The organism is Microlunatus sp. Gsoil 973 (genome assembly GCF_009707365.1).
GTDB lineage: Bacteria > Actinomycetota > Actinomycetes > Propionibacteriales > Propionibacteriaceae > Microlunatus.
Map to the genome: position 1 here is coordinate 1069595 of NZ_CP046122.1, position 25044 is coordinate 1094638.

Annotated in this window: 27 protein-coding genes and 2 pseudogenes; 9 read left to right on the plus strand and 20 right to left on the minus strand. The window is 67.5% G+C overall.

Annotated features, from left to right (window positions below; translation table 11 throughout):
* Window positions 1–33 precede the first annotated feature (33 nt).
* Genes GJV80_RS05020 through GJV80_RS05040 form a run of 5 tightly spaced genes read right to left on the minus strand, consistent with a single transcriptional unit; the run spans window position 34 to window position 4923 of the window.
* The gene (locus GJV80_RS05020) at window positions 34–789 is read right to left on the minus strand and encodes a 3-hydroxybutyrate dehydrogenase (protein WP_154686949.1); all 756 of its coding nucleotides are present in this window, start codon (window positions 787–789) and stop codon (window positions 34–36) included.
* Window positions 790–828: 39 nt separating this feature from the next.
* Window positions 829–1638 carry a histidinol-phosphatase gene (hisN, locus tag GJV80_RS05025; RefSeq protein WP_154686950.1) on the minus strand — a complete coding sequence of 270 codons (810 nt, stop codon included), beginning with the start codon at window positions 1636–1638 and terminating at the stop codon, window positions 829–831.
* Window positions 1639–1689: 51 nt separating this feature from the next.
* A complete protein-coding gene (gene rsgA / locus GJV80_RS05030) occupies window positions 1690–2715 on the minus strand; it encodes a ribosome small subunit-dependent GTPase A (protein ID WP_230208146.1) in 1026 nt (341 codons plus the stop codon).
* The gene (gene aroA, locus GJV80_RS05035; protein WP_370518817.1) at window positions 2712–4088 is read right to left on the minus strand and encodes a 3-phosphoshikimate 1-carboxyvinyltransferase; all 1377 of its coding nucleotides are present in this window, start codon (window positions 4086–4088) and stop codon (window positions 2712–2714) included. The genes rsgA and aroA overlap by 4 nt, the downstream gene beginning before the upstream one ends.
* Window positions 4060–4923 (minus strand): DoxX family membrane protein, encoded by an 864-nt coding sequence (locus GJV80_RS05040; RefSeq protein ID WP_195909167.1) that lies wholly within the window; start codon window positions 4921–4923, stop codon window positions 4060–4062. Before GJV80_RS05040 ends, aroA begins: the two co-directional genes overlap by 29 nt.
* 52 nt (window positions 4924–4975) lie before the next feature.
* Between GJV80_RS05040 and GJV80_RS05045 the strand changes: the two genes are divergently transcribed.
* Together GJV80_RS05045 and GJV80_RS05050 are read left to right on the plus strand one after the other, a co-directional pair.
* Window positions 4976–5752 (plus strand): SOS response-associated peptidase, encoded by a 777-nt coding sequence (locus GJV80_RS05045; protein ID WP_154686953.1) that lies wholly within the window; start codon window positions 4976–4978, stop codon window positions 5750–5752.
* On the plus strand, window positions 5752–6417 hold the full coding sequence (locus tag GJV80_RS05050; protein ID WP_154686954.1) for an alpha/beta family hydrolase: 666 nt from the start codon (window positions 5752–5754) through the stop codon (window positions 6415–6417). Before GJV80_RS05045 ends, GJV80_RS05050 begins: the two co-directional genes overlap by 1 nt.
* Before the next feature lie 18 nt (window positions 6418–6435).
* Here GJV80_RS05050 and GJV80_RS05055 read toward each other — a convergent pair whose 3' ends face one another.
* The 3 genes from GJV80_RS05055 to GJV80_RS05065 form a co-directional block, all read right to left on the minus strand.
* Window positions 6436–7848: a lactate racemase domain-containing protein gene (locus GJV80_RS05055; protein WP_154686955.1), complete on the minus strand. Its 1413-nt coding sequence runs from the start codon at window positions 7846–7848 to the stop codon at window positions 6436–6438.
* Window positions 7849–7987: 139 nt separating this feature from the next.
* Complete coding sequence (locus tag GJV80_RS05060; protein ID WP_195909168.1) at window positions 7988–8833, minus strand: NAD(P)-dependent oxidoreductase; 846 nt, start codon at window positions 8831–8833, stop codon at window positions 7988–7990.
* Between the two features lie 84 nt (window positions 8834–8917).
* Window positions 8918–10186, minus strand: a complete 1269-nt coding sequence (locus GJV80_RS05065) for a glycosyltransferase (protein ID WP_154686957.1) — start codon at window positions 10184–10186, stop codon at window positions 8918–8920.
* A gap of 68 nt (window positions 10187–10254) precedes the next feature.
* On the opposite strand from GJV80_RS05065, the gene GJV80_RS05070 reads away from it, so the two are divergent.
* Window positions 10255–10887 carry a TetR/AcrR family transcriptional regulator gene (locus tag GJV80_RS05070; protein WP_154686958.1) on the plus strand — a complete coding sequence of 211 codons (633 nt, stop codon included), beginning with the start codon at window positions 10255–10257 and terminating at the stop codon, window positions 10885–10887.
* 22 nt (window positions 10888–10909) lie between these two features.
* On the opposite strand, the gene GJV80_RS05075 is transcribed toward GJV80_RS05070, so the two are convergent.
* Window positions 10910–11272, minus strand: coding sequence for a hypothetical protein (locus tag GJV80_RS05075; protein ID WP_154686959.1), 363 nt, complete (start codon window positions 11270–11272; stop codon window positions 10910–10912).
* Window positions 11273–11401: 129 nt separating this feature from the next.
* Between GJV80_RS05075 and GJV80_RS05080 the strand changes: the two genes are divergently transcribed.
* Genes GJV80_RS05080 through rsrA form a run of 3 tightly spaced genes read left to right on the plus strand, consistent with a single transcriptional unit; the run spans window position 11402 to window position 13440 of the window.
* Complete coding sequence (locus tag GJV80_RS05080) at window positions 11402–12406, plus strand: DNA topoisomerase IB (RefSeq protein WP_154686960.1); 1005 nt, start codon at window positions 11402–11404, stop codon at window positions 12404–12406.
* Window positions 12407–12445: 39 nt separating this feature from the next.
* Window positions 12446–13171 carry a sigma-70 family RNA polymerase sigma factor gene (locus GJV80_RS05085; protein ID WP_370518818.1) on the plus strand — a complete coding sequence of 242 codons (726 nt, stop codon included), beginning with the start codon at window positions 12446–12448 and terminating at the stop codon, window positions 13169–13171.
* Window positions 13168–13440, plus strand: a complete 273-nt coding sequence (gene rsrA, locus GJV80_RS05090; RefSeq protein ID WP_154686962.1) for a mycothiol system anti-sigma-R factor — start codon at window positions 13168–13170, stop codon at window positions 13438–13440. Before GJV80_RS05085 ends, rsrA begins: the two co-directional genes overlap by 4 nt.
* A 16-nt stretch (window positions 13441–13456) precedes the next feature.
* Here the strand turns inward: rsrA and GJV80_RS05095 are convergent, their stop codons facing one another.
* Together GJV80_RS05095 and GJV80_RS05100 are read right to left on the minus strand one after the other, a co-directional pair.
* Window positions 13457–14485, minus strand: coding sequence for a hypothetical protein (locus GJV80_RS05095; RefSeq protein WP_230208147.1), 1029 nt, complete (start codon window positions 14483–14485; stop codon window positions 13457–13459).
* On the minus strand, window positions 14482–15006 hold the full coding sequence (locus GJV80_RS05100; RefSeq protein WP_230208148.1) for a hypothetical protein: 525 nt from the start codon (window positions 15004–15006) through the stop codon (window positions 14482–14484). The genes GJV80_RS05095 and GJV80_RS05100 overlap by 4 nt, the downstream gene beginning before the upstream one ends.
* Window positions 15007–15100: 94 nt before the next feature.
* On the opposite strand from GJV80_RS05100, the gene GJV80_RS05105 reads away from it, so the two are divergent.
* The gene (locus GJV80_RS05105) at window positions 15101–16000 is read left to right on the plus strand and encodes a LysR family transcriptional regulator (RefSeq protein WP_154686963.1); all 900 of its coding nucleotides are present in this window, start codon (window positions 15101–15103) and stop codon (window positions 15998–16000) included.
* Here the strand turns inward: GJV80_RS05105 and GJV80_RS05110 are convergent.
* The 4 genes from GJV80_RS05110 to GJV80_RS05120 all read right to left on the minus strand — a co-directional run bounded on the left by GJV80_RS05110 (window position 15980) and on the right by GJV80_RS05120 (window position 18870).
* A complete protein-coding gene (locus GJV80_RS05110; protein WP_154686964.1) occupies window positions 15980–16582 on the minus strand; it encodes a GNAT family N-acetyltransferase in 603 nt (200 codons plus the stop codon). The genes GJV80_RS05105 and GJV80_RS05110 overlap by 21 nt on opposite strands.
* Before the next feature lie 94 nt (window positions 16583–16676).
* On the minus strand, window positions 16677–16751 hold the full coding sequence (locus GJV80_RS24945; protein WP_369797015.1) for a 50S ribosomal protein bL37: 75 nt from the start codon (window positions 16749–16751) through the stop codon (window positions 16677–16679).
* Between the two features lie 84 nt (window positions 16752–16835).
* Window positions 16836–18365 carry a monocarboxylate uptake permease MctP gene (gene mctP, locus GJV80_RS05115; RefSeq protein ID WP_230208366.1) on the minus strand — a complete coding sequence of 510 codons (1530 nt, stop codon included), beginning with the start codon at window positions 18363–18365 and terminating at the stop codon, window positions 16836–16838.
* 112 nt (window positions 18366–18477) lie between these two features.
* On the minus strand, window positions 18478–18870 hold the full coding sequence (locus tag GJV80_RS05120) for a DUF3311 domain-containing protein (protein WP_154686965.1): 393 nt from the start codon (window positions 18868–18870) through the stop codon (window positions 18478–18480).
* Between the two features lie 125 nt (window positions 18871–18995).
* Here GJV80_RS05120 and GJV80_RS05125 point away from each other — a divergent pair.
* A pseudogene (locus tag GJV80_RS05125) lies at window positions 18996–20469 on the plus strand (sensor histidine kinase).
* Window positions 20470–20532: 63 nt separating this feature from the next.
* On the opposite strand, the gene GJV80_RS05130 reads toward GJV80_RS05125, so the two are convergent.
* Complete coding sequence (locus tag GJV80_RS05130) at window positions 20533–20784, minus strand: WhiB family transcriptional regulator (RefSeq protein WP_091518273.1); 252 nt, start codon at window positions 20782–20784, stop codon at window positions 20533–20535.
* Window positions 20785–21000: 216 nt separating this feature from the next.
* Here GJV80_RS05130 and GJV80_RS05135 point away from each other — a divergent pair, with 216 nt between their 5' ends.
* Complete coding sequence (locus tag GJV80_RS05135) at window positions 21001–21510, plus strand: hypothetical protein (RefSeq protein WP_154686966.1); 510 nt, start codon at window positions 21001–21003, stop codon at window positions 21508–21510.
* On the opposite strand, the gene GJV80_RS05140 is transcribed toward GJV80_RS05135, so the two are convergent.
* The 4 genes and pseudogenes from GJV80_RS05140 to GJV80_RS05150 all read right to left on the minus strand — a co-directional run bounded on the left by GJV80_RS05140 (window position 21431) and on the right by GJV80_RS05150 (window position 25003).
* A complete protein-coding gene (locus tag GJV80_RS05140) occupies window positions 21431–22480 on the minus strand; it encodes an amidohydrolase family protein (RefSeq protein WP_230208149.1) in 1050 nt (349 codons plus the stop codon). The two genes, GJV80_RS05135 and GJV80_RS05140, sit on opposite strands and share 80 nt — an antisense overlap.
* Window positions 22440–22955, minus strand: a pseudogene (locus tag GJV80_RS23695) (amidohydrolase family protein); the annotation flags it as partial. The pseudogene GJV80_RS23695 and the gene GJV80_RS05140, both read right to left, overlap by 41 nt.
* An 89-nt stretch (window positions 22956–23044) precedes the next feature.
* Window positions 23045–24154 carry an o-succinylbenzoate synthase gene (gene menC / locus GJV80_RS05145; protein WP_154686967.1) on the minus strand — a complete coding sequence of 370 codons (1110 nt, stop codon included), beginning with the start codon at window positions 24152–24154 and terminating at the stop codon, window positions 23045–23047.
* 21 nt (window positions 24155–24175) lie between these two features.
* Window positions 24176–25003, minus strand: coding sequence for a GNAT family N-acetyltransferase (locus tag GJV80_RS05150; protein WP_154686968.1), 828 nt, complete (start codon window positions 25001–25003; stop codon window positions 24176–24178).
* Window positions 25004–25044: the final 41 nt, after the last annotated feature.

A 25044-nucleotide genomic window follows, 5' to 3' on the forward strand; every position in this document is an offset into this window, starting at 1 on the left:
GAGCGCGCCTTCCCGGGCGAGCCGGCCGTCGGATCAGGTGGCCGACCAGCCGCCGTCCATGGTGTAGGAGGCGCCGGTGATCATCGACGCGGCGTCGCCGCACAGCCACAGGGCCAGCGCGCCGACGTCGGCCGGATCGATCAGCTTCTTGATCGCGGAGTGGGTCAACATCACCTTCTCCACGACCTCGTCCTCATCGATTCCGTGTGTCCTGGCCTGATCGGCGATCTGGCCCTCGACCAGCGCGGTCCGGACGTAGCCGGGACTGATGCAGTTGCTGGTCACCCCGTGCGCACCGCCTTCGGTCGCGGTGACCTTGGACAGACCCTCGAGACCGTGCTTGGCCGCGACATAGGCGCTCTTGTACGCCGACGCCCGCAGCCCGTGCACCGACGAGATGTTGATCACCCGACCCCAGCCGGTCCGGTACATGTGTGGCAGCGCGGCCCTGATCAACAGGAACGGCGCCTCGAGCATGATCGTCAGGATCCGCCGGAACGCGTTCGGCTCGAACTGCTCGATCGGTGCGACGGTCTGGATCCCGGCGTTGTTGATCAGGATGTCGCAGTCCAGCCGGCGGGATTCCAGCGATCCGGTGTCCAGCAGGTCGACCTGCCAGACGGTTCCGTCGATCGCATCGGCAACGCGGCGCGCGCCCTCGGCGTCCCGGTCGGCGATCGTCACCGCAGCACCGGCGTCGGCCAGCGCCCTGGCGCATGCCTCGCCGATCCCCGCTGCGCCGCCGGTCACCATTGCGGTACGCCCGGTCAGGTCGACAGTCCCAGTCATGATCATGACTCTAGGTGATGGTCGACCCGGTACGGCCGATCAATCCTCGGGTTCTGGTGCCAGCCGGCCCAGCAATTCCTCGTGCAGCCGACCGTTGGAGGCGTACGCCCCGGTGCCGTTCGGACCCGGATTGCCTTCCAGATCGGTGAAGGTGCCGCCGGCCTCGGTGACGATGATCGAACAGGCCGCCATGTCGTGCAGCGCGAGTTCCGGTTCACAGGCAAGATCAACAGCGCCCTCGGCCAGCAACATGTAGGACCAGAAGTCACCGAACGCCCGAGTACGCCAGCAGTCGCGCAGCAGGTCGACGAACCCCTGGCCGATGCCCGAGGTGATCCAGCCGTCCAGCGACGAATAGCTCAACGACGCGTCGGAGATCTTGGCCACGTCGGATACGTGGATCGGGCTCGCCGACATCAACGATTTGCCCATGTACGCGCCCCCGTCCAGGTTGGCCCACCAGCGCCGCCCCAGTGCCGGTGCACTGACCACGCCGACCACCGGTTGGCCCTCGATCATCAGCGCGATCAGCGTCGCCCAGACCGGCACGCCGCGGACGAAGTTCTTGGTCCCGTCGATCGGGTCGATCACCCAGCGGCGCGGACCCCAGCCGGTGTCGTCCATCTCCTCACCGTGGACCGCATCCCGCGGCCTGGCCCTGCCGAGGGTGCGCCGCAGCGCCTCCTCGACCGAGGTGTCGGCATCGGTGACCGGAGTCAGATCCGGCTTGGCGGTGACGTGCAGGTCGAGTGCCTTGAACCGGCTCATCGTGATCGAATCAGCATCGTCGGCCAGCAGATGGGCAAGCCGCAGATCATCGGTCAACTTGTCGGTGGACACAGCAGGCATAGCGCTGAGATTACTGGCCGGACCGTGTCGGACACCGGACGACCCACCGGGCTAGGAGCCCGGTCCACCACGTTCTCCCACCAGCATCCTGCGGAAGGATGCCAGCCGCTCGGCCGACAGGTCGCCACGAGCCACCGCCGCGTCCAGGCCGCATTCCTCCGCGCCGGCCTCGTGGGTGCAGCCCCGCGGACAGTCCGCGACGTACTGCGGCAGATCGTCGAAGGCCGCCACGATCCGGTCCCGCGACACGTGGCTCAGTCCGAAGGACCGGACCCCGGGGGTGTCGATCACCCAACCGGAGTCGCCCTCGATCCCAGGCACCTGCGGCAGACGGATCGCGTACGCCGCCGTCGAGGTGTGCCGCCCCTTCCCGGTCACCTCGTTGACCACGCCTGTGCTCCGGTTCGCGTCGGGGATCAGGGCGTTGACCAGGGTTGACTTGCCGACACCGGAATGCCCGATGAACACGCTGCGGTGGCCGGCCAGCCGACGGCGCAGCCCCGTCAGGTCCGCGCCCGGCCGGGTCACCTCGATGGGCACGTCGAGCGGTCCGTACATCGCCACCAATTCCTCGGGCGAGCCGAGATCGGCCTTGGTCAGACACAGCAACGGCTGCAGACCGGCGTCGTAACCGGCGACCAGAACGCGGTCGATCATCCCGGTCCGTGGCGGCGGGTCAGCCAGTGCCGTGACGATGACCAGTTGGGTGGCATTGGCGACGATCGGCCGCTCGTACGGGTCGTCGTCGTCCGCAGTACGCCGTAGCACCGAGTCCCGATCCAGCACTTCGACGATCCGCGCCAGCGTGCCCTCGGCACCTGACGTGTCGCCGACCAACCGGGCGCGGTCACCGACAATGACACCCTTACGTCCCAGCTGCCTCGCCTTGGTGGCGATCACCTCCCGGGTGTCGCCGTCCTCGCCGACCAGGCAGGTGTAGCGGCCGCGATCGATGGTGATCACCATCCCGACCTCGGCGTCGGAATAGTCCGGTCTGAGCTTGGTACGTGGCCGGGTGCGTCGTTTCGGTCGCTCGAAACGGGCATGATCATCTTCGCCGACCACGCGGGGCGTCACGCCCGACCAGCCTCTTCTTCCGCCGCCACGCTGTCGGCCAGCATCGTCGTCCACAGATCGACGAAGTCGGGCATCGTCTTGGCAACGCAGCCGACGTCGTCCAATTCGATGTCGTCGATCACCAGACCGAGCAGGGCACCGGCGGTGACCATCCGGTGATCGGCGAAGGTGAGCCAGGTGTTGCTGCGCAGCAGTTTGGGACGGATGACCAGTCCGTCGTCGGTCTGCCGGACATCCGCGCCGACACCGTCGAGATCTGTCTCCAGCGCCGCCAGCCGGTCGGTCTCGTGGCCGCGGATGTGGGCCACCCCGTGGATGTGGCTGGTGTGGTCGGCCAGGGCCGCGAGCACCGCTACGACCGTGGTCAACTCCGAGGCGTCGTGCAGATCAAGGTCGACGGCCTCGAGCTTGTCGGTGCCGCGGACGGTCAGTACATCGCCGTCAAGGCTGACCTCCGCGCCGAAAAGGGCGAGCAGGTCGGCGATCGCGGCACCAGGCTGGTTGGACTTCGCCGGCCAGCGCGGCACGCTGATCCGGCCGCCGGTCACCGCGGCCGCGGCCAGGAAGGGCGCGGCATTGGCAAGATCCGGCTCGATCACGAACTCACCGCCGGCGATGGTGCCGGGGGAGACGATCCAGTGATCAGGTTCCGGCTGCTCGATGCGTACGCCGCGGTCGCGCAGCATCTGCACTGTCATGTCGATGTTGGGTCGGCTTGGTACCGACGGCCCTTCGTGCCGCAGATCGAGACCGTCGGCGAACCGTGTTCCGGCGAGCAACAGGCCGGAGACGAACTGGCTGCTCGCCGAGGAGTCGATGACGACCTGGCCGCCGGGCAGGTCCGGGCGTCCGGTGATGGTGAACGGCAGGCCATTGGCGCCCCGGTCGATGCTTGCGCCGGCGGCGATCAGGCCGTCCAACAGCCCGGCCATCGGCCGGATCCTGGCGCCCTCGTCACCGTCGAACCGCGTTGTGCCGGCAGCCAGGGCGGCCAAGGGGGGAACGAACCGCATCACGGTCCCGGCCAGCCCGCAGTCGATCTCCTCCGCGGCTGCGAAGACCTCGGGCGGCGTGACCTCCCAGCGGTCGCCGTTCTCCTCGATCCGTACGCCGAGTGCCCGGAGCGCTTGACGCATCAGCTGGGTGTCGCGGGCGTCCAGCCCGCCGGTGATCACCGACGGCCCGTCGGCCAGCGCCGCCAGGATCAGAGCGCGGTTGGTCTCGGACTTCGATCCGGGAATCGTGACGGTTGCGTTCAGCGGGACCGGAGCCAGCGGCGCGGTCCAAGGTTGCGGTTCGGGCATGGCTCCAGATATCTCGTCGGGATCGATCAGTGCGGGTCGATCAATTCTGCCCGAGCTGGATGTGCTCACCGAGTTGGGCCTTGGCCTCTCCGGTGAACTTCCGGACGTTCTTGCCCGCGTCCTCGGCCGCGCTCAAGGCCTTCTTCTGGACGTCGCCGGTCGACTTCCGCACCTTCTTCGCGCCCTTCTTGGCCGACCTGCGTGCCGCCTTCTGCGCCTCCTCGGCGCGCTTCGTCGCCTCCCGACGAGCCTCCTTGGCCCGTTTCGCGGCCTGTTTGCGCGCCTTCCGTCCCTCGGCGACGACCTCCTCGACCGCCTCGCCGAGCACCTCGCTCACGGCGGTCAGACCGGTGCCGATCGCCGCGGCGGTGTCCTTGCCACGGTTCTTCTTGAGCGCCTTCTTCGCGTTCTTCTTCGCCTTGCGGGTACGCCGGACGGCCAGTTCGCGGCCCTCGTTCGCCCGCCACACGATGCCGGGCTTGCCCTCGGTGTCCCTGGAGGCGATGATCACACCACCGAGCAGACCGACGTTCTTGATGAACTGCTGCCGCTCGTGGACCCGCTCGTCGGGGTCCGACTTGCTCCAGAAGGGGTGTCGGGCGATCGTCGTCGGCACCAACGACAGCGCGAGCAGCCCGGCTCCGAGCCGACGGCCCTTGCCGGTGGCCAGGGCGAGCCCCCCGGCCACCTGGACGGCGCCGTTGATCCGGACCAGCATTGCGGTGTCCTCGGGAATGAACTCGGCCACCTCGTCCGGGGCGAAGCGCTTGGCGGCCGGCACCAGCCGATCGGTCAGCGGTTGCGCGTCGGCGACGAAATCCTCGGGCTTGCGTATGGCTCGGATGCCGCTGAACACGAAGTAGCTGGACATCATGGTTCGGCCGACGGCCCGCAACAGAGTCATATCCTCATTCCTAACACCTAGCCAGTGGGAACGCTCGACTACCGTACCCAATATGTGCGGCAGATATGCGTCCTCGGCCTCCCCCGACGAGTTGGCCGAGGAGTACGAGGTCGACGACATCATCGGAGAACTCCCCGGGCCCGACTACAACGTCGCCCCCACCGTCGAGGTGCCGGCGATCTTGGAACGCAGCGTCAAGTCCGACGGCCAGGACACCGGTGATGTGCGGCGTCGGCTGACCCCGCTGACCTGGGGACTTGTGCCGTCCTGGGCCAAGGCGCGCAACACCGGCGCGAAGATGATCAACGCCCGGGTCGAGACGGTCGCCTCCAAGCCGGCGTTCAAACGCGCCTGCGCGGTGCGCCGTTGTCTGCTGCCCGCCGACGGCTATTACGAGTGGTACGAACTCAGGACGCCGGGAGTCAACGGGGGCAAGCCGCGCAAACAGCCGTTCTTCATCCACCGCGCCGACGGTGAACGGCTGGCCATGGCGGGGTTGTACGAGATCTGGCGGGATCCGACGAAGGATCGCGACGACGATTCCGCCTGGCTGCGCACCTGCACGGTGATCACCACCCAGGCGACCGACGCCGTCGGACACATCCACGACCGGATGCCGATGGTGATCACTCCGGAACGCTGGGACGCCTGGCTCGATCCGAAGCAGACCGATCCGGACGCCGCCCGGCAGTTGCTTGCCGTGACCGAACCGGCGCTGCTCGAGGCGTACGCGGTCGCGCCGCTGGTCAGCAACGTCAAGAACAACGGCCCGGAATTGGTGCGGCCGCTGGCCGAAGTGGACCAGCCCGCCGAGGAGACCTTGTTCTGATGCCGCCGCGGACACGCAACCGTCACCTGGACATCGAGACGCCCGAGGGGCCCGGCCGGTTCTGGATCGCCGATGCCGATACGCCGGCCGCGTTGTTGATCATGGGTCATGGCGCCGGAGGCGGGGTCGATGCCGTCGATCTTTCTGTGCTGGCCAGTCGGTTGCCCGATCACGGTGTCACGGTGGCCCGGTTCGAGCAGCCCTGGAGACTGGCCGGGAAGAAGGTGGCCAGCCCGCCTCCCCGGTTGGACACCGCGTGGAACGCGGCCGTTCCGTCGCTGCTGACCGAACTGCCTGGGCTCCCGTACTACTTCGGCGGCCGCAGCGCCGGCGCCCGGGTCGCCTGCCGGACGGCGCCCGGCTTCCCCGATGTCCGCGGGGTGGTCTGTTGCGCATTCCCGCTGCACCCACCGGGCCGACCCGACCGCAGCAGGGCCGCGGAACTGCTCGGCGCCGCACTACCGCGGCTGGTCGTTCAGGGGGAGCGGGACAGCTTCGGCACCGCCGAGGAGCTAGGGGACCTGGTTGCACCCGGCGACACGGTCTCGATCGTCGCTGTGCCGGGCGCCGACCACTCGATGAAGACTGCGAAGTCCGCCCCGATCAGCCCGGCGCAGGTCCGAGACCTGATCACCGACGCTGTCCTCGGGTTCGTCGCGGAGTGACCGCGGCGACGGCCGATGTCAGCCGCCGACCAGGTGGTAGGCCGGCTTCGACAACTTCGGCACGACCAGGATCTTCGGGTCTCTGCCAACCTGCGGTTCGGCAGCGGCCAGCGCGTCCTCGACGGAGGCCACCGGCCTGCAGCCCATGCCCTGGGCGTAGCCCACGTCCTTTGCGCCCGCGATGAAGATCGCCGACGCCCTGTTGATCGCCACGCCACCCATGTAGGCCATCGAGAACGCGTGGAACGGGTGGTATGCCACTCCGGACCGGTAGGCGTCGACCCAGTCCTCCCGGGTCGCATAGTTGTCCTCGAACCGAACGAGATCAGCGACGAAATCCACGCCCTGCAAGGCGTCGTAGAGGGCGACCGTCGCGGGAAACTCCGGCTCGTTGAAGAATCCGTCACAGATCGACGTCGCGATGATCACCGGATCCTTCCGCAGGGCTGACCCGGCGCGGGTGATCGACGACCCGATCGCCTGGGTCATCAGGATCGGATTGGAACCCATCCCGTTGCCATAGTGGAAGTTGCGTGGCATGCCGATGATCAACACATCGGCCGGCGGGCCGGCCAGCATGATCTCGGTCCGCTGCCGGGCGACCGGCCAGGTGGCTCCCTCGACGTCGGGAACCGCGCCGGCGGCTACCAGCAGCTGCCGGGACCCGGAGTCCAGGACAGCGTCGATGCTGAAGAACGGCCGCGGCATCGCGGCCTCCATGGCCCTGCCGATGGAACGCAGTTGGTGCCGGAAATGACTGTCGGTTGACGCGGGGACGAAGTCCGGCCGGTGCATGCTGGCGGGGGAGTGATGGGCGCGGATCGACCGCCAGGTGGTCAATCGGGTGGCCGGCATCTTGTAACCGCCGCTGAACCCGCCGTACGGGTTGCCCGAGGTGTGACCGAGCAGGATGGTCAGATCGGAGTCGAGCAGCCGCCGGTTCAGCTGGACCGGGTCGCCGTGCCGGGACACCCCGACGTCGGCGTTGTCCGGATCCTCGGCGTCGTGGTTGACGATCTGGGAGGCGCCGAGTCGATCAAGCACCGCGTCGCCGAGCAGTGATCGGAATTCCTCGGTGGTGTTCTTGCGATGCAGGCCGATCGCGCAGACCAGGGTGACGTCGGACGCCCGGACCCCGGCGCGTTCCAGCTCGTCGAGGACGAGCGGGATCGTCACTCTGCGGTGGGCGGTGGGGTGGACGCCGCCCTTCACCCTGTCGGGGAAGGCGATGGTGATCTTCGATCCGCGCCCGACCTGCTGGCTGATCGGCGGCATGCCGAGTGGGGACCGCAGTGCGTCCCGGGTGGCAGCCACCGGATCGGCCAGCGGCTCCGGCTCCTGGTGAGCGCGGCCGGTGACGATCTCGATCGCGTCGTCAGGGACCTGCGCGTCAACCGTTCCGTCGCCGTACTCCAGCCGGATCGTCCTCATCGGGTGATCATCTCCTGTTGCCCGTCCTCGATTCTCCGCACTGAACGCGTTCCCCTTGATCAAGAGCGCTGCGACCGGCCCGACAACCGGGGCAGCTCGTGTCAGTCGGGTCGGTCCGCCTCCTTGCGGTAGACCTCGATCACCGCGGCCGTATCAAGATCACCAAGTCCCTCGGCCACCCACGTTCGGTGATCGTACGCACCAGGTCAGCCATCGGCGCGGAACGACCCAGGCTCCTGGCGAGATCACTTCCCAGGCGTACGTCCTTGGCCAGCAGGTTGATCGCGAACGCCGGATCGTAGCTGTGTGCGGCCATCCGCGGGGTGATGTCGCGGAACAATCCGGAAACGCTCGCTGCGCCGGACTCGGCGATCACACCGGAGAACCGGTCGGCATCGATCCCGGCTCGTTCTGCAAGGGAAACGACCTCGGCGGTGATCGTGTTGATCGCCCCGAACATCAGGTTGTTCAGCAACTTCAGCGTCGCCCCCGCTCCGACGTCACCGATCCGGTGGGTCGCCCTGGCGATGGTTCCGACGGCGATGTCGGTGATCATGGCGATATCGGAATCTGTTCCGCCGCAGACCAAGGTCCAGTTGCCGCAGGCGGCGGGCCGACCGAGGATCGGTGCGTCGACATAGCGGCCGCCGTGATCGCCGACGGTGGCTGCCACCTCGCGCGCGGTGTCGGGGTCGATGGTCGACAGGTCGGCGATGGTCCTGTCGCGGACCGTATCGTCAAGATCGGTGATCACTGCACGGACGACGTCCGGTGTGGGCAGCGAGAGGAAGATCACATCCGCCTGCCGCGCTGCGGCGGCAGCGGAATCATGTACCGCGACGCCGAGTTCGGCTGCCCGGCCGCGCGACGCGGCGACCGGATCGTAGCCGTGGGTCGGCCGGACCGTGGCGAGTGCCGCTGCCGCCCGGCCACCCATGGCGCCCAGTCCGATGACGGCGGCGCGCGGATCAGTTGTAGTCGGCATCGTCATGTTCTATCGCAGTCGACGGCCCGATCACCGCCGGGCCGACCGGCCGGGTGCCCGACCGGTCGGCCATGGCGGTGCTGATCATCGGGACGTGGTCGCCCTGCTGCTCGGCATCCGGTCCGCGTCGGTGATGAGTTCGAGGACCGCGTCCGCGAAAGCGGTGACCGGATCGGTCGCGGCGAGACCGGCCGCGACGTCGGCCGCCCTCGGTCGAAGCGCGATGGCCTGCCGTACCGCCGTTCGGATCCGCTCGGGAGTCATCCGGTCCGCCTTCAGCCGAACTCCGGTGCCGGCTTCCACGACCCGCCGGGCGATCTCGGGTTGGTCCCGACCGAACGGCACCGCGACGATCGGAACACCGGCCCGTGTCGCCTTGCCGACGATGCCCATGCCCGAATGAGTGATCACCGCGGCCGCGTGCTGCAGGGCAGCGGCGTGTGGCACAAAGCGTTCGACGACGATGTTCGGGGCAGCCTTCTCCAGGTCGATCTTGTCGTAGCTGTCGGCCAACGTGATCAGCACCCGGTACGGCTCGCCTGCGAGCGCCTCGGCGACGGTCCCGGCCAGCGGTTCATCGTGCTGGTAGTCCGTCGAGCAGGTCACCAGGATCCACGGATCGCCCTGCTCGCGAAGGTAGTCCGGGCTCGCCGCGGGCGGATCCCACGGCTGGAACCCGACCAAGCGGACGTTGTCCGGCAGGTGACGCCGGCGGTACTCGATCGGTTCCCCGGTCATCGCGATCACCAGGTCCGGGGTGCGGTAGGCGTCCAGCGGTGACGTGAACTCTGCCAGGCCGGCCTCCCGGCGCAGCGCGTTCAGGCCGGGGAGGAGCGCCTTGCCGAAGGCGCGCTCGACGACGGGCCACAGTACGGCGTCGCGGGCTCGTCCGAACGGCGTCCTGGCGGGCGGGAGGCCCAGGCTGTAGGGCGGAATCCCGGGTTCGCGCAGCGGCAGCAGCGACGGCAGGGTGAGTGCCCACGGCAGGCCACTCGCCTCGGCGCGGACCAATGCACCGAAGGCCATCCCGTCGACGAGGATCACGTCGGGACGGACCTCCCGGACTGCCGCGTCGAGATCAGCGCCTTCGGCCGAACCTCGGCCGAGCATATCGCTGAGGCCGGTGGCCAGCTGGCCGGACCTGGTAGCCGAATGGCCGGCCGTCGGAGTCGGGTCCAGTACGGCCGGTGCCACGGATGACGCGTCGAGGCCGCTCCGGCCGAGGACGTCGACGACCTTCGGCGAGGTCCGAACGTGCACGTGATGCCCGTGTTGTTGCAGGGCGAGTAGGCCCGGGACCAGCGGAAAGACATGTCCGGTGGCCGGTGGTGTGTAGGCGAGGATGCGCGCCATGAGAGGTTCCCCCGATTCGTGAGTGGATGAGGATGACTGACTTCAATGGTGCATGCTAAAATTAATTTGTGTCAAGCCCCAACGAATCAGAATCTCGACCACCCCGCCGCAACTACCGGCTCGGCGCCCGGGCGAAGGCTTTCCAGCAGACCCGGATGACGATCCTGCGAGTCGCCGCCGAGGAACTCTTCAACGAGCGCTGGTATGACGAAGTGAGCCTGACCGATGTCGCCAGGGCGGCCGGGGTGTCCCAGCAGACGGTGATCAACCATTTCGGCTCGAAGGAGGGCCTGTATCTGGCCGGCATCGTCGAACTGATCGGCCCGGAGATCGAGCGGTATCGGTCACGCGCCCGCCCAGGAGAGCTGACCTCGATCATCAACACCGCGGTCGGGGACTACGAGAAGACCGGTCTCGGGGCGATGCGGATGCGAGCGCAGGCCGAGCGCTCCGACGGAGTCGCCGAGGCGGTCCGGTACGGCCGCCAGTTCCACCGGGCATGGATCGAGAAGGTGTTCGCCCCACAGCTGGCGAGCGCCGGCACCGACCGGGCCCCGGTGGTCGCCGGACTGCTGGTCACCATCCTCGACGTGGCCACCTGGCATCAGCTCCGGTACCTCGACGGCCGCAGCGTGACGCGTACCAAGAGCGATCTACGACATCTGATCGAAGGGGTGCTCACCCGGGCCGGGCAGCCGTGACGGTGCCGTCGGCGTGCTGCCTTCAGTCGCGGTGATGGTTGGACGTCGCGAGGAATGCCTCGCTGGCCGCCAACCAGGCCGCCAGGCACAGGCAGCCGAGTTCGAACGCCGGAAGGTCGTTGTCCCAACGGCGCCCACCACGACGACGGGACGGCTGGAGAAGGGCGACTCCAACCGCCAGATTGAGTGATGCCCAGACACCGTTGACCAGCGGGCCGGAGGAACGCCCGCCCAGCGGCGTCAGATGTTCCCGCCCGGTGATCAGCGATGCCAGATGCGGACCGCTGTTGGCCATCGCCACGCCGGCGGCGAATGCCGAGATGCGGCTGAGCGCCGAACCCGTCGTCTTTGATCCGTTTCCGGTGGGCGGCTTGCTGAGCGACATGGTGTGAAACGTAACCGCGAGAGGTGTCACGGCGTTTGATCGCGTCCCTGACGGGGCACCATCGCGGCACCGGTCGATGGACGCCAACGGGGTCGTCGACAACGCGGAACAGCGCGGTGGAGGTGTGGGGTGAGGCTGCGGCGCAGTGATCTTTCTGCTGCCGGGCTGACCCGCCGACGCCGTGGCAAGGGCTTCAGCTATCTGCTTGCCGACGGCTCGGTGGCGGGCGATGAGGACCTCGAACGGATCCGCGCGCTGGCCATCCCGCCCGCCTGGAAGGAGGTCTGGATCTGCCCATGGCCCAACGGGCACATCCAGGCCACCGGTATCGATGACGCCGGGCGCCGGCAGTACCTGTATCACCAGGAGTGGCGACGGCAGCGTGACGAGCAGAAGTACGACCGGGTGCTGGAACTCGCGCCGGCGCTGCCGCGCTTCCGGCGGACGGTCGAGGGAGAGCTGTCCGGTCGCGGCTGGTCGCGCCCCCGGACCGTCGCCGTGGCGTTGCGGATGCTCGACCACGGCGTCTTCCGAACCGGCGGCGAGGAGTACGCCGACGCCAACAACACCTACGGCGTGGCGACCCTGCTGCGCGACCATGTCAGGGTCAGCGGTCCGCGGGTCACCTTCAGCTACACCGCCAAGGGAAGTCTGGACCGCAGACTGTCGCTGGTCGACCAACCACTGGCCCGAGCGGTCTTTGGCCTGAAACGGATCCGGTCGGACAGCGACCGGTTGCTCGTCTACCGCACCGGCCGGCAATTGTGTCCGGTCCGGGCGGAAGACCTCAACGACCGATTCAAGGAACTGGTCGGCGAGGAGTACATGGTGAAGGATCTGCGGACCTGGAACGCGACGGTACTTGCCGCCACCGCACTCGCAGCGCAGCCGCCGCCAAGATCCGGTCGGGCGGCGCGTCGCGCGGAGACCGCCGTGCTCCGCGAAGTCGCCGAACTGCTCGGTAACACGCCAACGGTGGCCAGGAGCTCCTACGTCGACCCCCGGCTCTTCGATCTGTACGAACACGGGAAGACGATCCGGACGGCGCTGGAGCGGGTCGGCTCCAACGATCTCCGCTTGCCGCGGGTGCGGTCGCGGGTCGAACGAGCCGTCCTGGACCTGCTGGCCGATTGATCCGGGAATACCGACGTCAGGCTGCTGTTTCACCCTTTGATGATGAGCACCCTGACTGGACAGACGCGTCAATCGACGTCACCGGTACTCTCGTACCTGATGACGATTCCTTCTGGTTCCGAAAACTCCGCCGACCGCACGGTCGGCACGGAGGAACACCACGAGACCGAGGCCGAGCGCAGGCAGCGGTTCGAGGCCGACGCGCTCGCCTTCATCGACCAGCTGTACGCGGCGGCGATGCGGATGACCCGTAATCCCGCTGATGCAGAGGATCTGGTGCAGGAGACCTACACCAAGGCCTACTCCTCGTTCCGGCAGTTCCAACCGGGAACGAACCTGAAGGCCTGGCTCTATCGGATCCTGACCAACACCTACATCAACAACTACCGCAAGCGGCAGCGGCAACCGCTGGTCTCCGACGGCGCCGACGTCGAGGACTGGCAGCTGGCGCGGGCGGAGTCGCACACCTCGAGCGGACTCAAGTCCGCCGAAATGGTCGCATTGGAGAACCTCCCCGATTCCGACGTCAAGGAAGCTCTGCAGGCGCTTGCGCCGGACTTCCGGCTGGCCGTCTACCTGGCCGATGTCGAGGGATTCGCCTACAAGGAGATCGCGGAGATCATGGGGACGCCGATCGGCACCGTGATGTCCCGGCTCAATCGGGGCCGCAAACAGCTGCGCAGCCGGCTGGAGGACTACGCGCGAGAACGCGGCCTGCTCCGTGATCAGCAGAATCATGACCAGGAACAGGAGGCCCGAGCATGACCGGGCACGGTGAGTCTGAGACCGATTGCGACCGGGCGATCTCCCGGCTGTACCAATTCCTTGATCATGAGCTGGGATCGGCCGACGAGGACCAGATCCGTGAACATCTGGCCGCTTGCGAGCCCTGCTTGGACACCTTCGACGCCGAGGCGGCGCTGAAGAAGCTGATCAAGCGTGGCTGCAGCGGCGAGGTCGCCCCCGAACATCTGCGCGCCAGGATCCACGCTGTGATCACCACCTCGACCACCGTGGAGATCCGGGAGTCCTGATCGGTGTCGGCTCCGGTCAGCGGATGCCGAAGATGCGGACGAACATCGGCGCATCCAGCAGGGTGTGCGGCGCGATCGCGTGATAGGACCAGACATGGGCCCAGGCGTTCGCCGTGCGAATCGTGATGAACGCTTTGAACATTCCCGGCCCGGTGTAGAAGATCAGCAGATACGCCAACGAGACCATCGCGTCGAGGGGCGACGCCAGATTGGTCCAGCCGTCGAAGAAGTGCAGCAAGGCGTACGTGACGCCGCCCAGGATGACGGTCGTCGCCACTGAGCCGGTCAGCCTGAGATAGCGCGGCAGCAGGATGCAGTAGACGAAGACCATCGTCGGCAGCACAGTGCCCGCCAACGAGATCACGAACGTTACCGGTGCACCGATCAGCGCCTGTCGCAGGTGCAGACCGAGGATCGAGTCATCGCCGGCGACCGCCAGCTGGACGGCCGATTCGATGATCAGGACGACCGTGATCAGCAACAGGTCTGCCCTTCGATCGCTCGACCGCAGGTTGAGCTGTTCGGCCGAATAGCGTCGACGGAAGATCACGAACGGGACGACAGCGTACGCGATCAGGTTGTAACCGGCCCAGGCGAGCGTCTCACCGATGCCGACCTGCTGCGTCGTGCGGATCACCATGCCGTCGAGGTGGAAGCCGAAGGCGTGCCAGCCGAACGCCCGGCCCACGCACAGCCCGCCGACCATTGCCAACACCCCGTAACCGATCATCAACACCGTCTCCCGCCGGGCCGTGTCGGTCCGCGGCGCACGGTCGGCGATATCGGGCACGCTGCGGCGGCGGGTGAACAGATGCACGATCACCATCAGGGCGAAGACCTCGAGGAACATCGCATCGGTGGTCAGGACCCGGCTCATCGCCGGAGGATCGGCCAGCGACGAGGCCGACAGCGGCAGGTGGTCCCGGGAGATCAGGAAGCAGTTGATCACCAACCAGCAGCCGACCGCGATCAGGACGCTGGGTCGCCGCAGCAGCCGGAACGGGATGCCCGAGCGCGATTGCGTGTCGGTCGCCGTGGTGGTCAAGCTCTTCCCTCGCCGGTGACGATCCAGTCGGTGAGATCAGCGTCGTCGAACACCTGGATGGTGACCAGCGTCCCCTCGGGAATGCTGAGGTCGTACACCGCCACGTCGACTTCCTTGGACGTGCCCGGCGCCGTGAACGTCCCCAGCCGGATCGGTTTGCCGTCCGACCGGTAGTAGCGAAGGGTCACGTGGAAGGCGTCCCCGTCGTTCCGGCTGTCATAGACCCACAACTTCTCGTCGAGCGGGTGGAATTCGATCTTGCCGACCGGCCAGCTGGTGCCCGGAGTGGTGAACAGGATCTTCAGCCCGACACCTCCGGGGTCGCGTTCGAAGATCGTGCGGTCGATCGGGTCGCTCAGGACGCAGCGACAGGTGCTGGTCTCCCTGTGTGACTTGTGCGCGACGGGATCCGGGTTGTATGCCTGCGCTGCCGGCGCACCGCCGGCGAGCAGCACGGCCGCGGCAGCACTGCCGGCCAGGGCTCTCCCGGGCCGGCGCCCGGATCGGATGAGATTGATCATGATGCTCCCTTCGAACTGTGTCTTGCCGACAACTGTCGGATGATCCCGGTGGTGGAGCAAGCGCCGATTGCGCAACGATCGTTAAGCAGGAATTATGAATCGACCGGAAGGGGCGGCCACTGTGGAGCGTCGCGAGATGGAGATCTTCCTGATCCTCGCCGAGGAACTGCATTTCGGACGGACCGCCGATCGGCTCAACCTGTCGACGGCCCGGATCAGCCAGACGATCAAGCGGCTGGAACGCCGGTTTGGCGTGGTGCTGTTCGAACGAACCAGCAGGCGGGTCGAACTGACGGCCACCGGGGCGAGACTGCGCGACGATCTGCACGAGATCACGCGGCAGCTGGATGATGCGGAGGATCGGGCGGCCGCAGCGGGCCGCGGCCTGCGCGGCACCCTGACCGTCGGGTTCATGGGCGCGCGGGCCGGCCGGCTGATGCTCCGCGCCGCGGCCCGGCTGCGCGCGGATCACCCCGAATGCGACATCAGTGTCCGCGAGAGCCCGCTGCGCAGTGCAACCGACGAGCTCCGGTCCGGGGCGATCCAGCTGCTGACGGTGATGTTGCCCGTCCGCGACCCGGACTTCAGCCAGAGTCCCGTGCTTTTCACCGAGCCGCGCGGGCTGGCGGTGCCCGCCGGGCACCGCTTCGCGGGGCGGGATGCGATCACCGTCGACGACCTCCGATCGGCCGGGCTGATGCGGCCCGCCACCGGCCCGCTCGACGACTGGGACCGGAATCTGATGGCGGACCTTCCCCGGCCCGGTCCGGTCTTCGAGACGATCGAGGAGATGCTCGCCATGATCGGCGCCGGCCTGGGGAGCTGTCTCGTCCCGGAGGGCGCCCATCACTACTACGGACGGCCGGACATCAGCTACCTGCCGATCCTCGACGCGCCGCCCTACCGCTGGGGCCTGATCTGGCGTACGGCGGCCGACAATGAGCGGATCCGCAGTTTCGTGCGCAGTTGCGCCTCATTGACCGACGAAGGCTGACTCGGCCGGCCACTCCTCGGCGAGCAGGGCGTACCCGTAACCGTCGAGCCAACCCCGATCGCGGTGCAGCGAGTCCTTCCGGGTGCTGACCTCCCGTCGCATCCCGAGCCGCTCCATCAACCGCCAGGACGGTTCGTTGTCGGCGAAGCAGTTCGCTGTCACCCGGCGCAGACCGAGGTCGGCGAAGCAGATTCGGATCGCCTCCCGCACGGCTTCGGTCGCATACCCCTGGCCCGCGTACGCGGGATCGAGCACCCAACCCAGTTCCGCCTCACAAGCGCGGGCCTGGTCGGCAACGTCGACCTGGGCCCAGCCGTCACCGACGCTGACCATCAGATCACCGATGACGGCGTCCGCGCGCTCGATCACAACGATCTTGGGGAGCTGCTCGGTGAAATGAGCCGGCCACTCCTGTTCGCTGGGCGCAACGGCCAGCCAGCGGGACACCTCGGGCAGCCGCCGATAGGCCAGTACGGCGTCGGCGTCCCGCCGGTCGGCCGGCCGCAGGCTCAACCGCTGGGTGCGTACCGGCCAGTCCACTGCACCGGAGGTCAACAGACCGGACGACTGGTCAACGCTCATCGGTCCATCATGGCCGCTTGCGGCACCGGCGAACAGCAGCAGGGGCGGAAGATCATGATGATCCTTCGCCCCTGCTCTGCGTCATGTCCTGGTCTCAGGCGTTGGGACGCTTGCCGTGGTTCGCGCCCTTCTTGCGGCGTGCGCGGCGCTTCCGTCCGGTCTTACCCATAGTCGATCTCCTGATATTCGGTCCGGCAGGCACGCCATTGTGCCACGCCGGCCGCCCCCGGAACGAATCCCGGGGGAGTCCTTGCTAGCGGATCCGCTCCGCGACGTCGGGCTGGATCAGCCCGGGGGTGTCCGCATCGACGAAGTAGTCGGACTGCTTGGTGATGTCGGACCCGTTGGACACCTTGGCGGCTCGCAGGATGAACGTCAAGACCACAGCCACGATCAGATTCAGCAAGAATGCCGTGAATCCGATGTAGGCGGTGATCCCGAAGATCGGCATCGTCGCCAACGAACTGCCGAAATGCTTCACGGTGCAGGCACTGCAATAGCCGTACGCGATCACGGTCCCGTAGATCATTCCGGCTGCCCAGCCGGCCAGCAGCGCCCAGCGGTGGAACCAGCGGGTGAACAGTCCGAAGACGATCGACGGCAGCGTCTGGAGGATCCACAGGCCACCGAGCAACTGGAAGTTGATCGCGTTCTGTTTGTCCAGGAAGAGAACGAACAGCAGAGCGCCCACCTTGACGAACAGCGAGACGATCTTGGAGATCCGTGCCTCGTGCTGCGGGGTGGCGTCGGTTCTGAAGAACTCCCGGTAGATGTTGCGGGTGAACAGGTTCGCGGCGGCGATCGACATGATCGCTGCGGGCACCAGGGCGCCGATCGCTATCGCGCCGAAGGCGAGCCCGGCGAACCAGCTCGGGAAATGATCTTCGAAGAGTTGTGGGATGACCAACTGAGGATTCGGCTGACCGTCCAGCCCGATCGGTTTGGTGCCGGCCTTGATCGCGACGAAGCCGAGCAGCGCCAGCAGGCCGAGCAACAGCGAGTAGGCCGGCAGTATCGCGGCATTCCGTCGGCCCGTCCACCGATCCTTGGAACTCAACGCTGCCGTAACGCTGTGCGGATACATGAACAGGGCCATCGCCGAGCCGAGGGCCAGTGTGCTGTAGGCCCAGGCCTGCTTGGCGTTGGGGATGAAGACTCCGGTCGGGACGCTGGGATCGGCGGCACTCGGCGTTGCCATCTTCGCCTCGGCGGCATCGAAGATCCCGGTCCATCCGCCGAGCTTGGCCGGCAGGTAGAAGATCGCCACCAGGATGACGATGTAGATCAGCAGGTCCTTGACCACAGCGATCATGGCCGGCGCCCGCAGACCGGACGAATAGGTGTAGGCCGCAAGCACCGCGAAGGCGACCAACAGTGGAATGTCTCGTGCCCAGGCGCTCGAACCGCCGAGACCGGCCACCTCGAGGACGGCCTGGATGCCGACGAGTTGCAGCGCGATGTACGGCATGGTGGCCAGGATCCCGGTCACCGCGATCGCCAGGCTGAGCCATCTGCTGCGGTACCGGCCCTGGACGATGTCGGCCGGGGTGACGTAGCCGTGCCGGTGGGCGACCGACCACATCCGGCCCAGGAAGAAGAAGATCACCGGGTACAGGACGATGGTGTAGGGGACCGCGAAGAAGCCCGACACCGCACCGGTGGCGAACATCGCGGCCGGGACGGCGATGAAGGTGTAGGCGGTGTACAGGTCGCCGCCGAGCAGGAACCAGGTGACCCAGGTGCCGAAGGACTTGCCGCCAAAGACCCCACTCGTGCAAGGAATCCAGGCCGGCCTCGCCGCGACGCCAGCGGGCGGCGCTGAATCCCATGAACGCGACGATCACGAAGAGCAGGGCGAGGATGATCAGTTCGACCCAGTTGACGTTCTGCATCTTCTACTCCGCCTTTCCGTGCCGGTGGCTCGCGTCGTCGGCGAGCGCGTCGTCGGTCGCGTCGCCGGGCGCGTCGTCGGGCGCTTCGTCGGGCGGCGGACCGGTGGGCGGATTGACGGTGTCGTGCCGGCCGTTCCGGTAGTCACGAGCCTCCCGGCGCAGCAGGAGATAGGCCAGATAGCAGGCGCCGGCGGCCAGGAAGACCCAGAGGAACTGGTACCAATAGAAGAACGGGAACCCGAACAGCCGCGGGGTGTCCCGGGCATAGGTCCAGGTCAGCAGCGGCACGACGATCGCAACGAGCAGAATGACGGTGGCCAGGATCTTCGTCGGCGTCAGACGCCAGCGTGGGTCACCGTCGGCCGATTCGGGGTCAGGCACGTCATCGATACCCATGAGGACACAACTATCATGCGTTTGCCCGGCACCGCGGAATTGATCCCCAGGAAACACGAAGCGGCTGCGAAAGAACCGTGTCAGGTGCGGGGCGGGAATCCGGCGACAGGAACGGGAGGTCATCGATGCCGTCGATGTCTGAGGTGATCGCCGAACACACCGCCTTGTCGCGCGAGGACGAGCAGTGGCTCGGCCTGCTGGTCGAGGAATGGCAGTTGCTGGCCGATCTGGCCTTCTCCGATCTGGTGCTGTGGGTTCCCGAGCCCGATGCCAACGTCTTCTGGGCCGCAGCCCAGGTCCGTCCGACCACCGGACCGACCGCGCTGGTCGACGACGTGGTCGGCGACCTGATCGCGTACTCACCGGAACATCTGGTCTCCGAGGCGTTCCTCAGTGGGCGGATCACCCAGACCAGCCAGGGCAAGTTGCAGGCCGGCATCCCGGTCGACGTACACGCCGTCCCGGTCGGCCGGGAGGGCCGGACCGTCGCGGTCGTCGAGCAGCACACCAACCAGTTGGCGATCCGGACCGCCGGCGTCCTTGAACAGACCTACCGGGAGTCGGCCTCGGAGCTAGCCGAAATGGTCACCGCCGGCGATTTCCCGACCGGCGGACGCGGCACGATGGTCGGCCTGCGGGTCGGCGACGGGTTCATCAGGACCGACCCGAACGGTGACGTCACCTATGCCAGCCCGAACGCGCTGAGTGCCTACCGCCGGCTGGGCCTGACCGGGGACCTGATCGACCGCAACCTTGCCGCGCTGACCGCCGATCTCGTGCCGCCGTCGGCCGAGCCGGTCGAGGACTCGCTGACCTCGGCCCTCTCGGCGAAGACCGCTCGGGAGGTCGAGGTCGAGGCCGGAACAGCGCACGTGCTGATGCGCCTGGTTCCGCTCCGCCCTCACGGCGTCCGGACGGGCGCGGTGATCCTCTGCCGGGATGTCACCGACATCCGGCGCAAGGAGCGGGAACTTCTCAGCAAGGAAGCGACGATCAGGGAGATCCATCACCGGGTCAAGAACAACCTGCAGACCGTGGCCGCGCTGCTCCGTATGCAGGCGCGCCGGATCGACGTGCCGGAGGCGAAGCAGGCCCTCAATGAGGCGATGTCGCGGGTGGCGTCGATCGCGATCGTGCACGAGACGCTATCCCAGGCATTCGACGAGATGGTCGAATTCGACAAGGTAGCCGACCTGATCCTGAAGATGGTGGGCGACGTGTCCGCCGCGGACGGTGAGGTACGAGCGCACCGCAACGGCAGCTTCGGCGTCGTCTCGTCCAGTGTCGCGGCCAACCTGTCGCTGGTGATGACCGAGATCTGCCAGAACGCGATCGAGCACAGCCTGGCGAACGGATCCGGCGAGGTGGTGGTCGAGCCGAGCCTGACGAAGGGTCGGCTGCGGATGGAGGTGATCGCCGACGGCCGAGGTCTCCCCCGACGGCTTCTCCGTGATCGACTCCAAGCGACGCAGCCTCGGGCTGTCGATCGTCTCCGGCCTGGTCACCGAACTCGGCGGAACGTTCGAGCTGAGCAATCGCACCGATGCCCCGGGTACCCGAGCGGTTGTTGAGATCCCGTGCGAACCGGCTGACCGCTGAGCGCAGCACCGAACGGACATAGAAAAGCGCCGGGATGCCCCGGCGCTTCGCACCCGTTCTGTGTCAGGCGGTTCTGATCCGGGATCGGGCAGCCCGGCGCTTCAGCGCACGGCGCTCGTCCTCGCTCATGCCACCCCAAACGCCGTGGTCCTGGCCCGCCTCCAACGCCCATTGCAAGCAGGCGTCACGGACGTCGCAGCGACGGCAGACCTGCTTGGCCTCCTCGATCTGCAACAGGGCCGGACCGGTGTTACCGATCGGGAAGAACAGCTCCGGATCCTCATCCAGACAGGCGGCCTTGTGGCGCCAATCCATGCGGCTTTCACTCCTCACTTTTTAGGTGTCAGTGCCGCCTCGGGCAGCATCCAATGCACCGTACGGCGTTTCGCGCACCAACACTGTCAAGTATTTGACGATCACACAAGGGTTACGAAACGTTGGCTCGCTCACATTCGAGCGCGTCATCCCCGCGTTCGAACCCAGTGCCAGGCTGTTACCCACACTCTCCTCGGCTAGACCTAAGGTGAACGGGTGAATTCCGCTGCATCACCGCAACCGGGCTCGTCCCCAGGCGCCTCACAGGGCGCGTCGGACCAGCGGGCCGGAGCAGTGCGCCGGGCCCGTCCGGCGCTGTGGATCGCGGCCGGCGTTCTGTGGCTCGAGGGGGCTGCCGTGCTGCTCTACGGGGTCCTGGTCCTGTTGTCGATGAACAAGGTGTCGGCCGGCGTCGGGATCGGCGTCGGCGGCATGTTGATCGCCCTGGGCGTCGCTCTCGCGCTGGTCGGGCGCGGCGTCGGGCTCGCAAGGCAGTGGGCCCGCGGTCCGGCGGTGGCGTTGCAGTTGCTGCAACTGCCGATAGCACTCGGTTTCCGGCAGAGCATCGGCTGGCTGGCGGCCGGCCTGTTCGTGACCGCGGCCGTCGTCCTGGTTGCGATCTTCCTCCCGGCCTCGACCACCGCGTTCACTGCCGGACGGCGTCTCCCGGGAGACGGGTCGGGCGGTAGGGACGGCGCAGCACCCGGCCGGGGCGCGCGCCAGTAGGTTCGCCGCCGGCGAGCACCGGGACGCCGGCGACCAGCACATCGCTGACACCGGTCGACAACCGCCACGGATCGGCATAGTCGGCGCGATCGGCGACCGTCGCCGGGTCGACGACGACGACATCGGCGACCGCCCGCGGGCGGAGCACGCCGCGGTCGGTGAGTCCGAGCCGGGAGGCGGGCAGGGTGGTCATCTTGCGTACGGCCTCGGCGATCCCGAACAGCTGGTGCTCACGGCAGTAATGACCGAGCACCCGGGTGAAGGTGCCGAAGTTCCGCGGGTGCGGATGGCCCTCGCCCCAGCCTGGGTCGTCCGGGCCGGTCATCAGCCAGCCGTCGCTGGCCACCGAGCTGTGTCGGTAGGCGAGGGCGTTGGCGACGTCGTCGGGATTCATGCTGTGGTTGATCACGTTCACGGCGCCCTGCGCCTCGTCCAACAGTTGGCAGGTCGCCTCCGCCGGGTCGATGCCGCGGGTTCGGGCCACCTCGGCGAGGGTTCGGCCGAACTCCGGTCCGGACGCGATCATCACCCGCTCCGGTCCGAGCTGAGCGGGTGCGAGTGCGACAAGTTCTGCGACCAGCCCGTGGCGCTCATCGGGATCGCGCAGCCGGTGCAGCAGCGCGGGGATGCCGCCGTCCAGCGCCCGATCCGGCAGCCGGGTGGTCAAGGTGGTGCTCGAGGCGTCGTACGGGTAGACGTCGCAGGCGACGTCCAGACCGGCTGCGCGTTCCTGGGTGATCAGGTCCAGGGCGTCGGCGATCCTGCCATGGTTGAGCTGGCCGGCGGCCTTGAGATGGGATATCTCCAGGCGGGCGCCGGACCGCCGCGCGGCGGTGGTCGCTTCCGTGATCGCCTCCAGCAGGTGGCTCCCCCTCGTTGCGGATGTGGGTGGAGTAGAGCAGTCCCGCGGCGGACGCCTCGGCGACAAGCTCGGTGACCTCGTCGGCGGAGGCGTAGCTTCCCGGGGCATAGATCAGCCCGGTGGAGAAGCCGTACGCCCCCTGCTGGGCGGCAGTCCGGAGCAATATCCGCATTCGATCGAGTTCCCCCGGCGTCGGCGGCCGTTGATCTTCCCCCATTGCGGCCAGCCGGAGCGCGTTGTGGCCGACCTGAAGTGCGAGGTTGAGCGCCGGGCCGGCGGCGTCGTTGACCCGGGCGAACCCGTTCGCATCGGTCCAGGACCAGTCGAGTCCGTCGCTCAGGAAGGCGGTCGCGGTGATCAGCGCCTCGCGGTCGGTGACCGGGAAGGGCGAGAAGCCGCAGTTGCCGACCAGCAGCGTGGTGACTCCCTGGGTCAGCTGGGAAACCGCACCGGGTGTCGACGCGATCGTGAAGTCGGCGTGGCTGTGCAGGTCGATGAAACCCGGTGTGATGATCTTGTTGCGGGCATCGATGGTCAGCTCGGCGGGAAGTTGCGCGTCCGGCGGCAGGACTGCGCTGATCATGCCGTCTTCGATCAGCAGGCCGCCCGGATGGGGAACCGAACCGGTGCCGTCGACGACGGTGCCACCAGTGATCAGCACCCGGCCGGTGATCACAGCTCGACGCTGTCCAGGGTGAGTTCGGCGATCAGCTCCTCGTCGATCCGGTGCCCGAGGCCGTGCCCGGTCGGCACCGTGACGACACCTCGGTCGGCAACCACCTCAGGGACGATGATGTCGCGCTGGTAGTACTTGGCCGACGCCGAGACGTCGGACGGCAGGCTGAATCCCGGCAGCGCGGAGATCGCTACATTGGCCGCGCGGCCGATGCCGAATTCGTGCATCCCGCCGCACCAGACCGGTATGTCATGATCACGGGCCAGGTCGTGGGCTGCCCGGGCGGGCGTCAACCCGCCCATCCGGGAAACCTTGATGTTGAGGATTCTGCAGGCGGAGAGTTCGATCGCAGTGTGCAGATCGTCCAGGGTTTCGACGCTCTCGTCGAGGCAGATCGGAGTGCCGATCCTCTGCTGCATCCGGGCGTGGGCCATCAGGTTTCGCGGCGCGAACGGCTGTTCGATCATGGTCAGGCCGAAGTCGTCCAGCGTCGTCAGCGCAGAAAGATGATTTTCACTCTCGGTGTAGCTGCCGTTGGCGTCGACGTGCAGGTCAAGATCACCGAATTCGGCGCGGACCGCCTTGACCAAGTCGACGTCCCAGCCCGGCGCGATCTTGAGTTTGACCCGCGGATAGCCGGCTGCGGTCTGCAACCGCACCTGTTGGAGAAGATCGTCGATGGTCGGTTCGATTCCAAGGGAGACGCCGGCGACCACCTCGGTCCGGGTGCCACCCAGAGCGGTGGCCAACGGCACACCCGTCGCGGTGGTCCACAGCGCCCAGACAGCGACGTCGACACCGGCCTTGGCGAACTCGTTGCCGCGGATCTTCGACCACAGGGCCGCAGCCTCGACGGGGTGGTCCCAGTCCTTGCCGATCAACGAGGGAAGGATGAAGTCCTTCGCGACCAGCCAGCAGCTGTCGGTCGTCTCCGCGCAGTAGAACGGGCCGCTGGGGGAGGCGATCTCACCCCAGCCGACGGCGCCGTCGGCGTCGTGCAATTCGATCAGCAGGTGTTCCAGGTAGCTCTTCTGATGGGAGCTGGTACGGAACTCGTGCACCAACGCCTGCCGCACCCGGTGCATCCGCGCCCTGACAACCTGCACCAGCCTGCCGCCTTCCTGTTGCTACCGGGCGTCCGCCTGCGACCAGATGTCGAAGACGTAGAACGCCGTCTCGCCGACCGAATGGCAGGATACGGCGTGGTACCCGTCGGCGAAGAGCCCGGTCAACCTGTCGCGTACGATGGCCGCCAGTTCGGCGGCCCGATCGGGGCGTTCCCTGCGCAGGGTGGCGATGTCGGACGGCAGTGCCAACAGCACCCGCCCGCCATCGATGTCCGAGCTGTTCGTGATGAAGCCCGTACTGGTGATGCCCGGTCTGATCACCTCGCCCCAAACACCCGCGTCCGGCAGGTCGGCCCGTTCGGTGCGCCGAGGGTCGCCGCCGGTCAGGTCCCACTCGACCACGATCCGATCGGTGTCGCGTTCGTCGTAGAGATCGGGCTTGAAGTCAACACCCCTGGCGCCGAGTACGTCGAGATTGAAGTGTGCGTTGCGGATCAGCAGCGGGTCGTACGCCCAGCGCATCACGGTGGTGCCCCAGGACAGCGCGACCGCCCGTTGGGCCTGCTTCAATCGGCGGCCGAGGCCATGACCCTGCAACCCGGGCGCGACCACGGCTGCCTGGGAGTAGTGGAACGTCTGCTTGCCGTCGGTGCCGAGGAAGCCGTACGCGAAGCCCACCAGCCGGTCGTCGCGGTCCAGTGCGCCGACCACCGAGCCGCCGTTGGCCGCGATTCCCGCCAACAGGCGCGGGTTGACGCCGTAGGCAGGATGGGCGTACCCAAAGACCGACCGATACAGCTCTGCCGCGTCCCGGCGCTGTTCGGCGGTCTCCAGCGAGATCACCCGATAGTCGGATCCGACCTGCTCTGCGGGTTCGATGATGGTCATGCCTTCTGCTCGGGATCGACCGTGACGTTGGGCGCAGTCTG

Coding starts and splice junctions, on each gene's coding strand:
- GJV80_RS05020 (WP_154686949.1), bottom strand. CDS start 789: ATGACTGGGACTGTCGACCTGACCGGGCGTACCGCAATGGTGACCGGC.
- hisN (WP_154686950.1), bottom strand. CDS start 1,638: ATGCCTGCTGTGTCCACCGACAAGTTGACCGATGATCTGCGGCTTGCC.
- GJV80_RS05040 (WP_195909167.1), bottom strand. CDS start 4,923: ATGACTCTGTTGCGGGCCGTCGGCCGAACCATGATGTCCAGCTACTTC.
- GJV80_RS05045 (WP_154686953.1), top strand. CDS start 4,976: ATGTGCGGCAGATATGCGTCCTCGGCCTCCCCCGACGAGTTGGCCGAG.
- GJV80_RS05050 (WP_154686954.1), top strand. CDS start 5,752: ATGCCGCCGCGGACACGCAACCGTCACCTGGACATCGAGACGCCCGAG.
- GJV80_RS05055 (WP_154686955.1), bottom strand. CDS start 7,848: ATGAGGACGATCCGGCTGGAGTACGGCGACGGAACGGTTGACGCGCAG.
- GJV80_RS05060 (WP_195909168.1), bottom strand. CDS start 8,833: ATGCCGACTACAACTGATCCGCGCGCCGCCGTCATCGGACTGGGCGCC.
- GJV80_RS05065 (WP_154686957.1), bottom strand. CDS start 10,186: ATGGCGCGCATCCTCGCCTACACACCACCGGCCACCGGACATGTCTTT.
- GJV80_RS05075 (WP_154686959.1), bottom strand. CDS start 11,272: ATGTCGCTCAGCAAGCCGCCCACCGGAAACGGATCAAAGACGACGGGT.
- GJV80_RS05085 (WP_370518818.1), top strand. CDS start 12,446: ATGATGAGCACCCTGACTGGACAGACGCGTCAATCGACGTCACCGGTA.
- rsrA (WP_154686962.1), top strand. CDS start 13,168: ATGACCGGGCACGGTGAGTCTGAGACCGATTGCGACCGGGCGATCTCC.
- GJV80_RS05100 (WP_230208148.1), bottom strand. CDS start 15,006: ATGATCAATCTCATCCGATCCGGGCGCCGGCCCGGGAGAGCCCTGGCC.
- GJV80_RS05105 (WP_154686963.1), top strand. CDS start 15,101: ATGAATCGACCGGAAGGGGCGGCCACTGTGGAGCGTCGCGAGATGGAG.
- GJV80_RS05110 (WP_154686964.1), bottom strand. CDS start 16,582: ATGAGCGTTGACCAGTCGTCCGGTCTGTTGACCTCCGGTGCAGTGGAC.
- GJV80_RS05120 (WP_154686965.1), bottom strand. CDS start 18,870: ATGGGTATCGATGACGTGCCTGACCCCGAATCGGCCGACGGTGACCCA.
- GJV80_RS05130 (WP_091518273.1), bottom strand. CDS start 20,784: ATGGATTGGCGCCACAAGGCCGCCTGTCTGGATGAGGATCCGGAGCTG.
- GJV80_RS05140 (WP_230208149.1), bottom strand. CDS start 22,480: ATGCCCCGGGAAGCTACGCCTCCGCCGACGAGGTCACCGAGCTTGTCG.
- GJV80_RS05150 (WP_154686968.1), bottom strand. CDS start 25,003: ATGACCATCATCGAACCCGCAGAGCAGGTCGGATCCGACTATCGGGTG.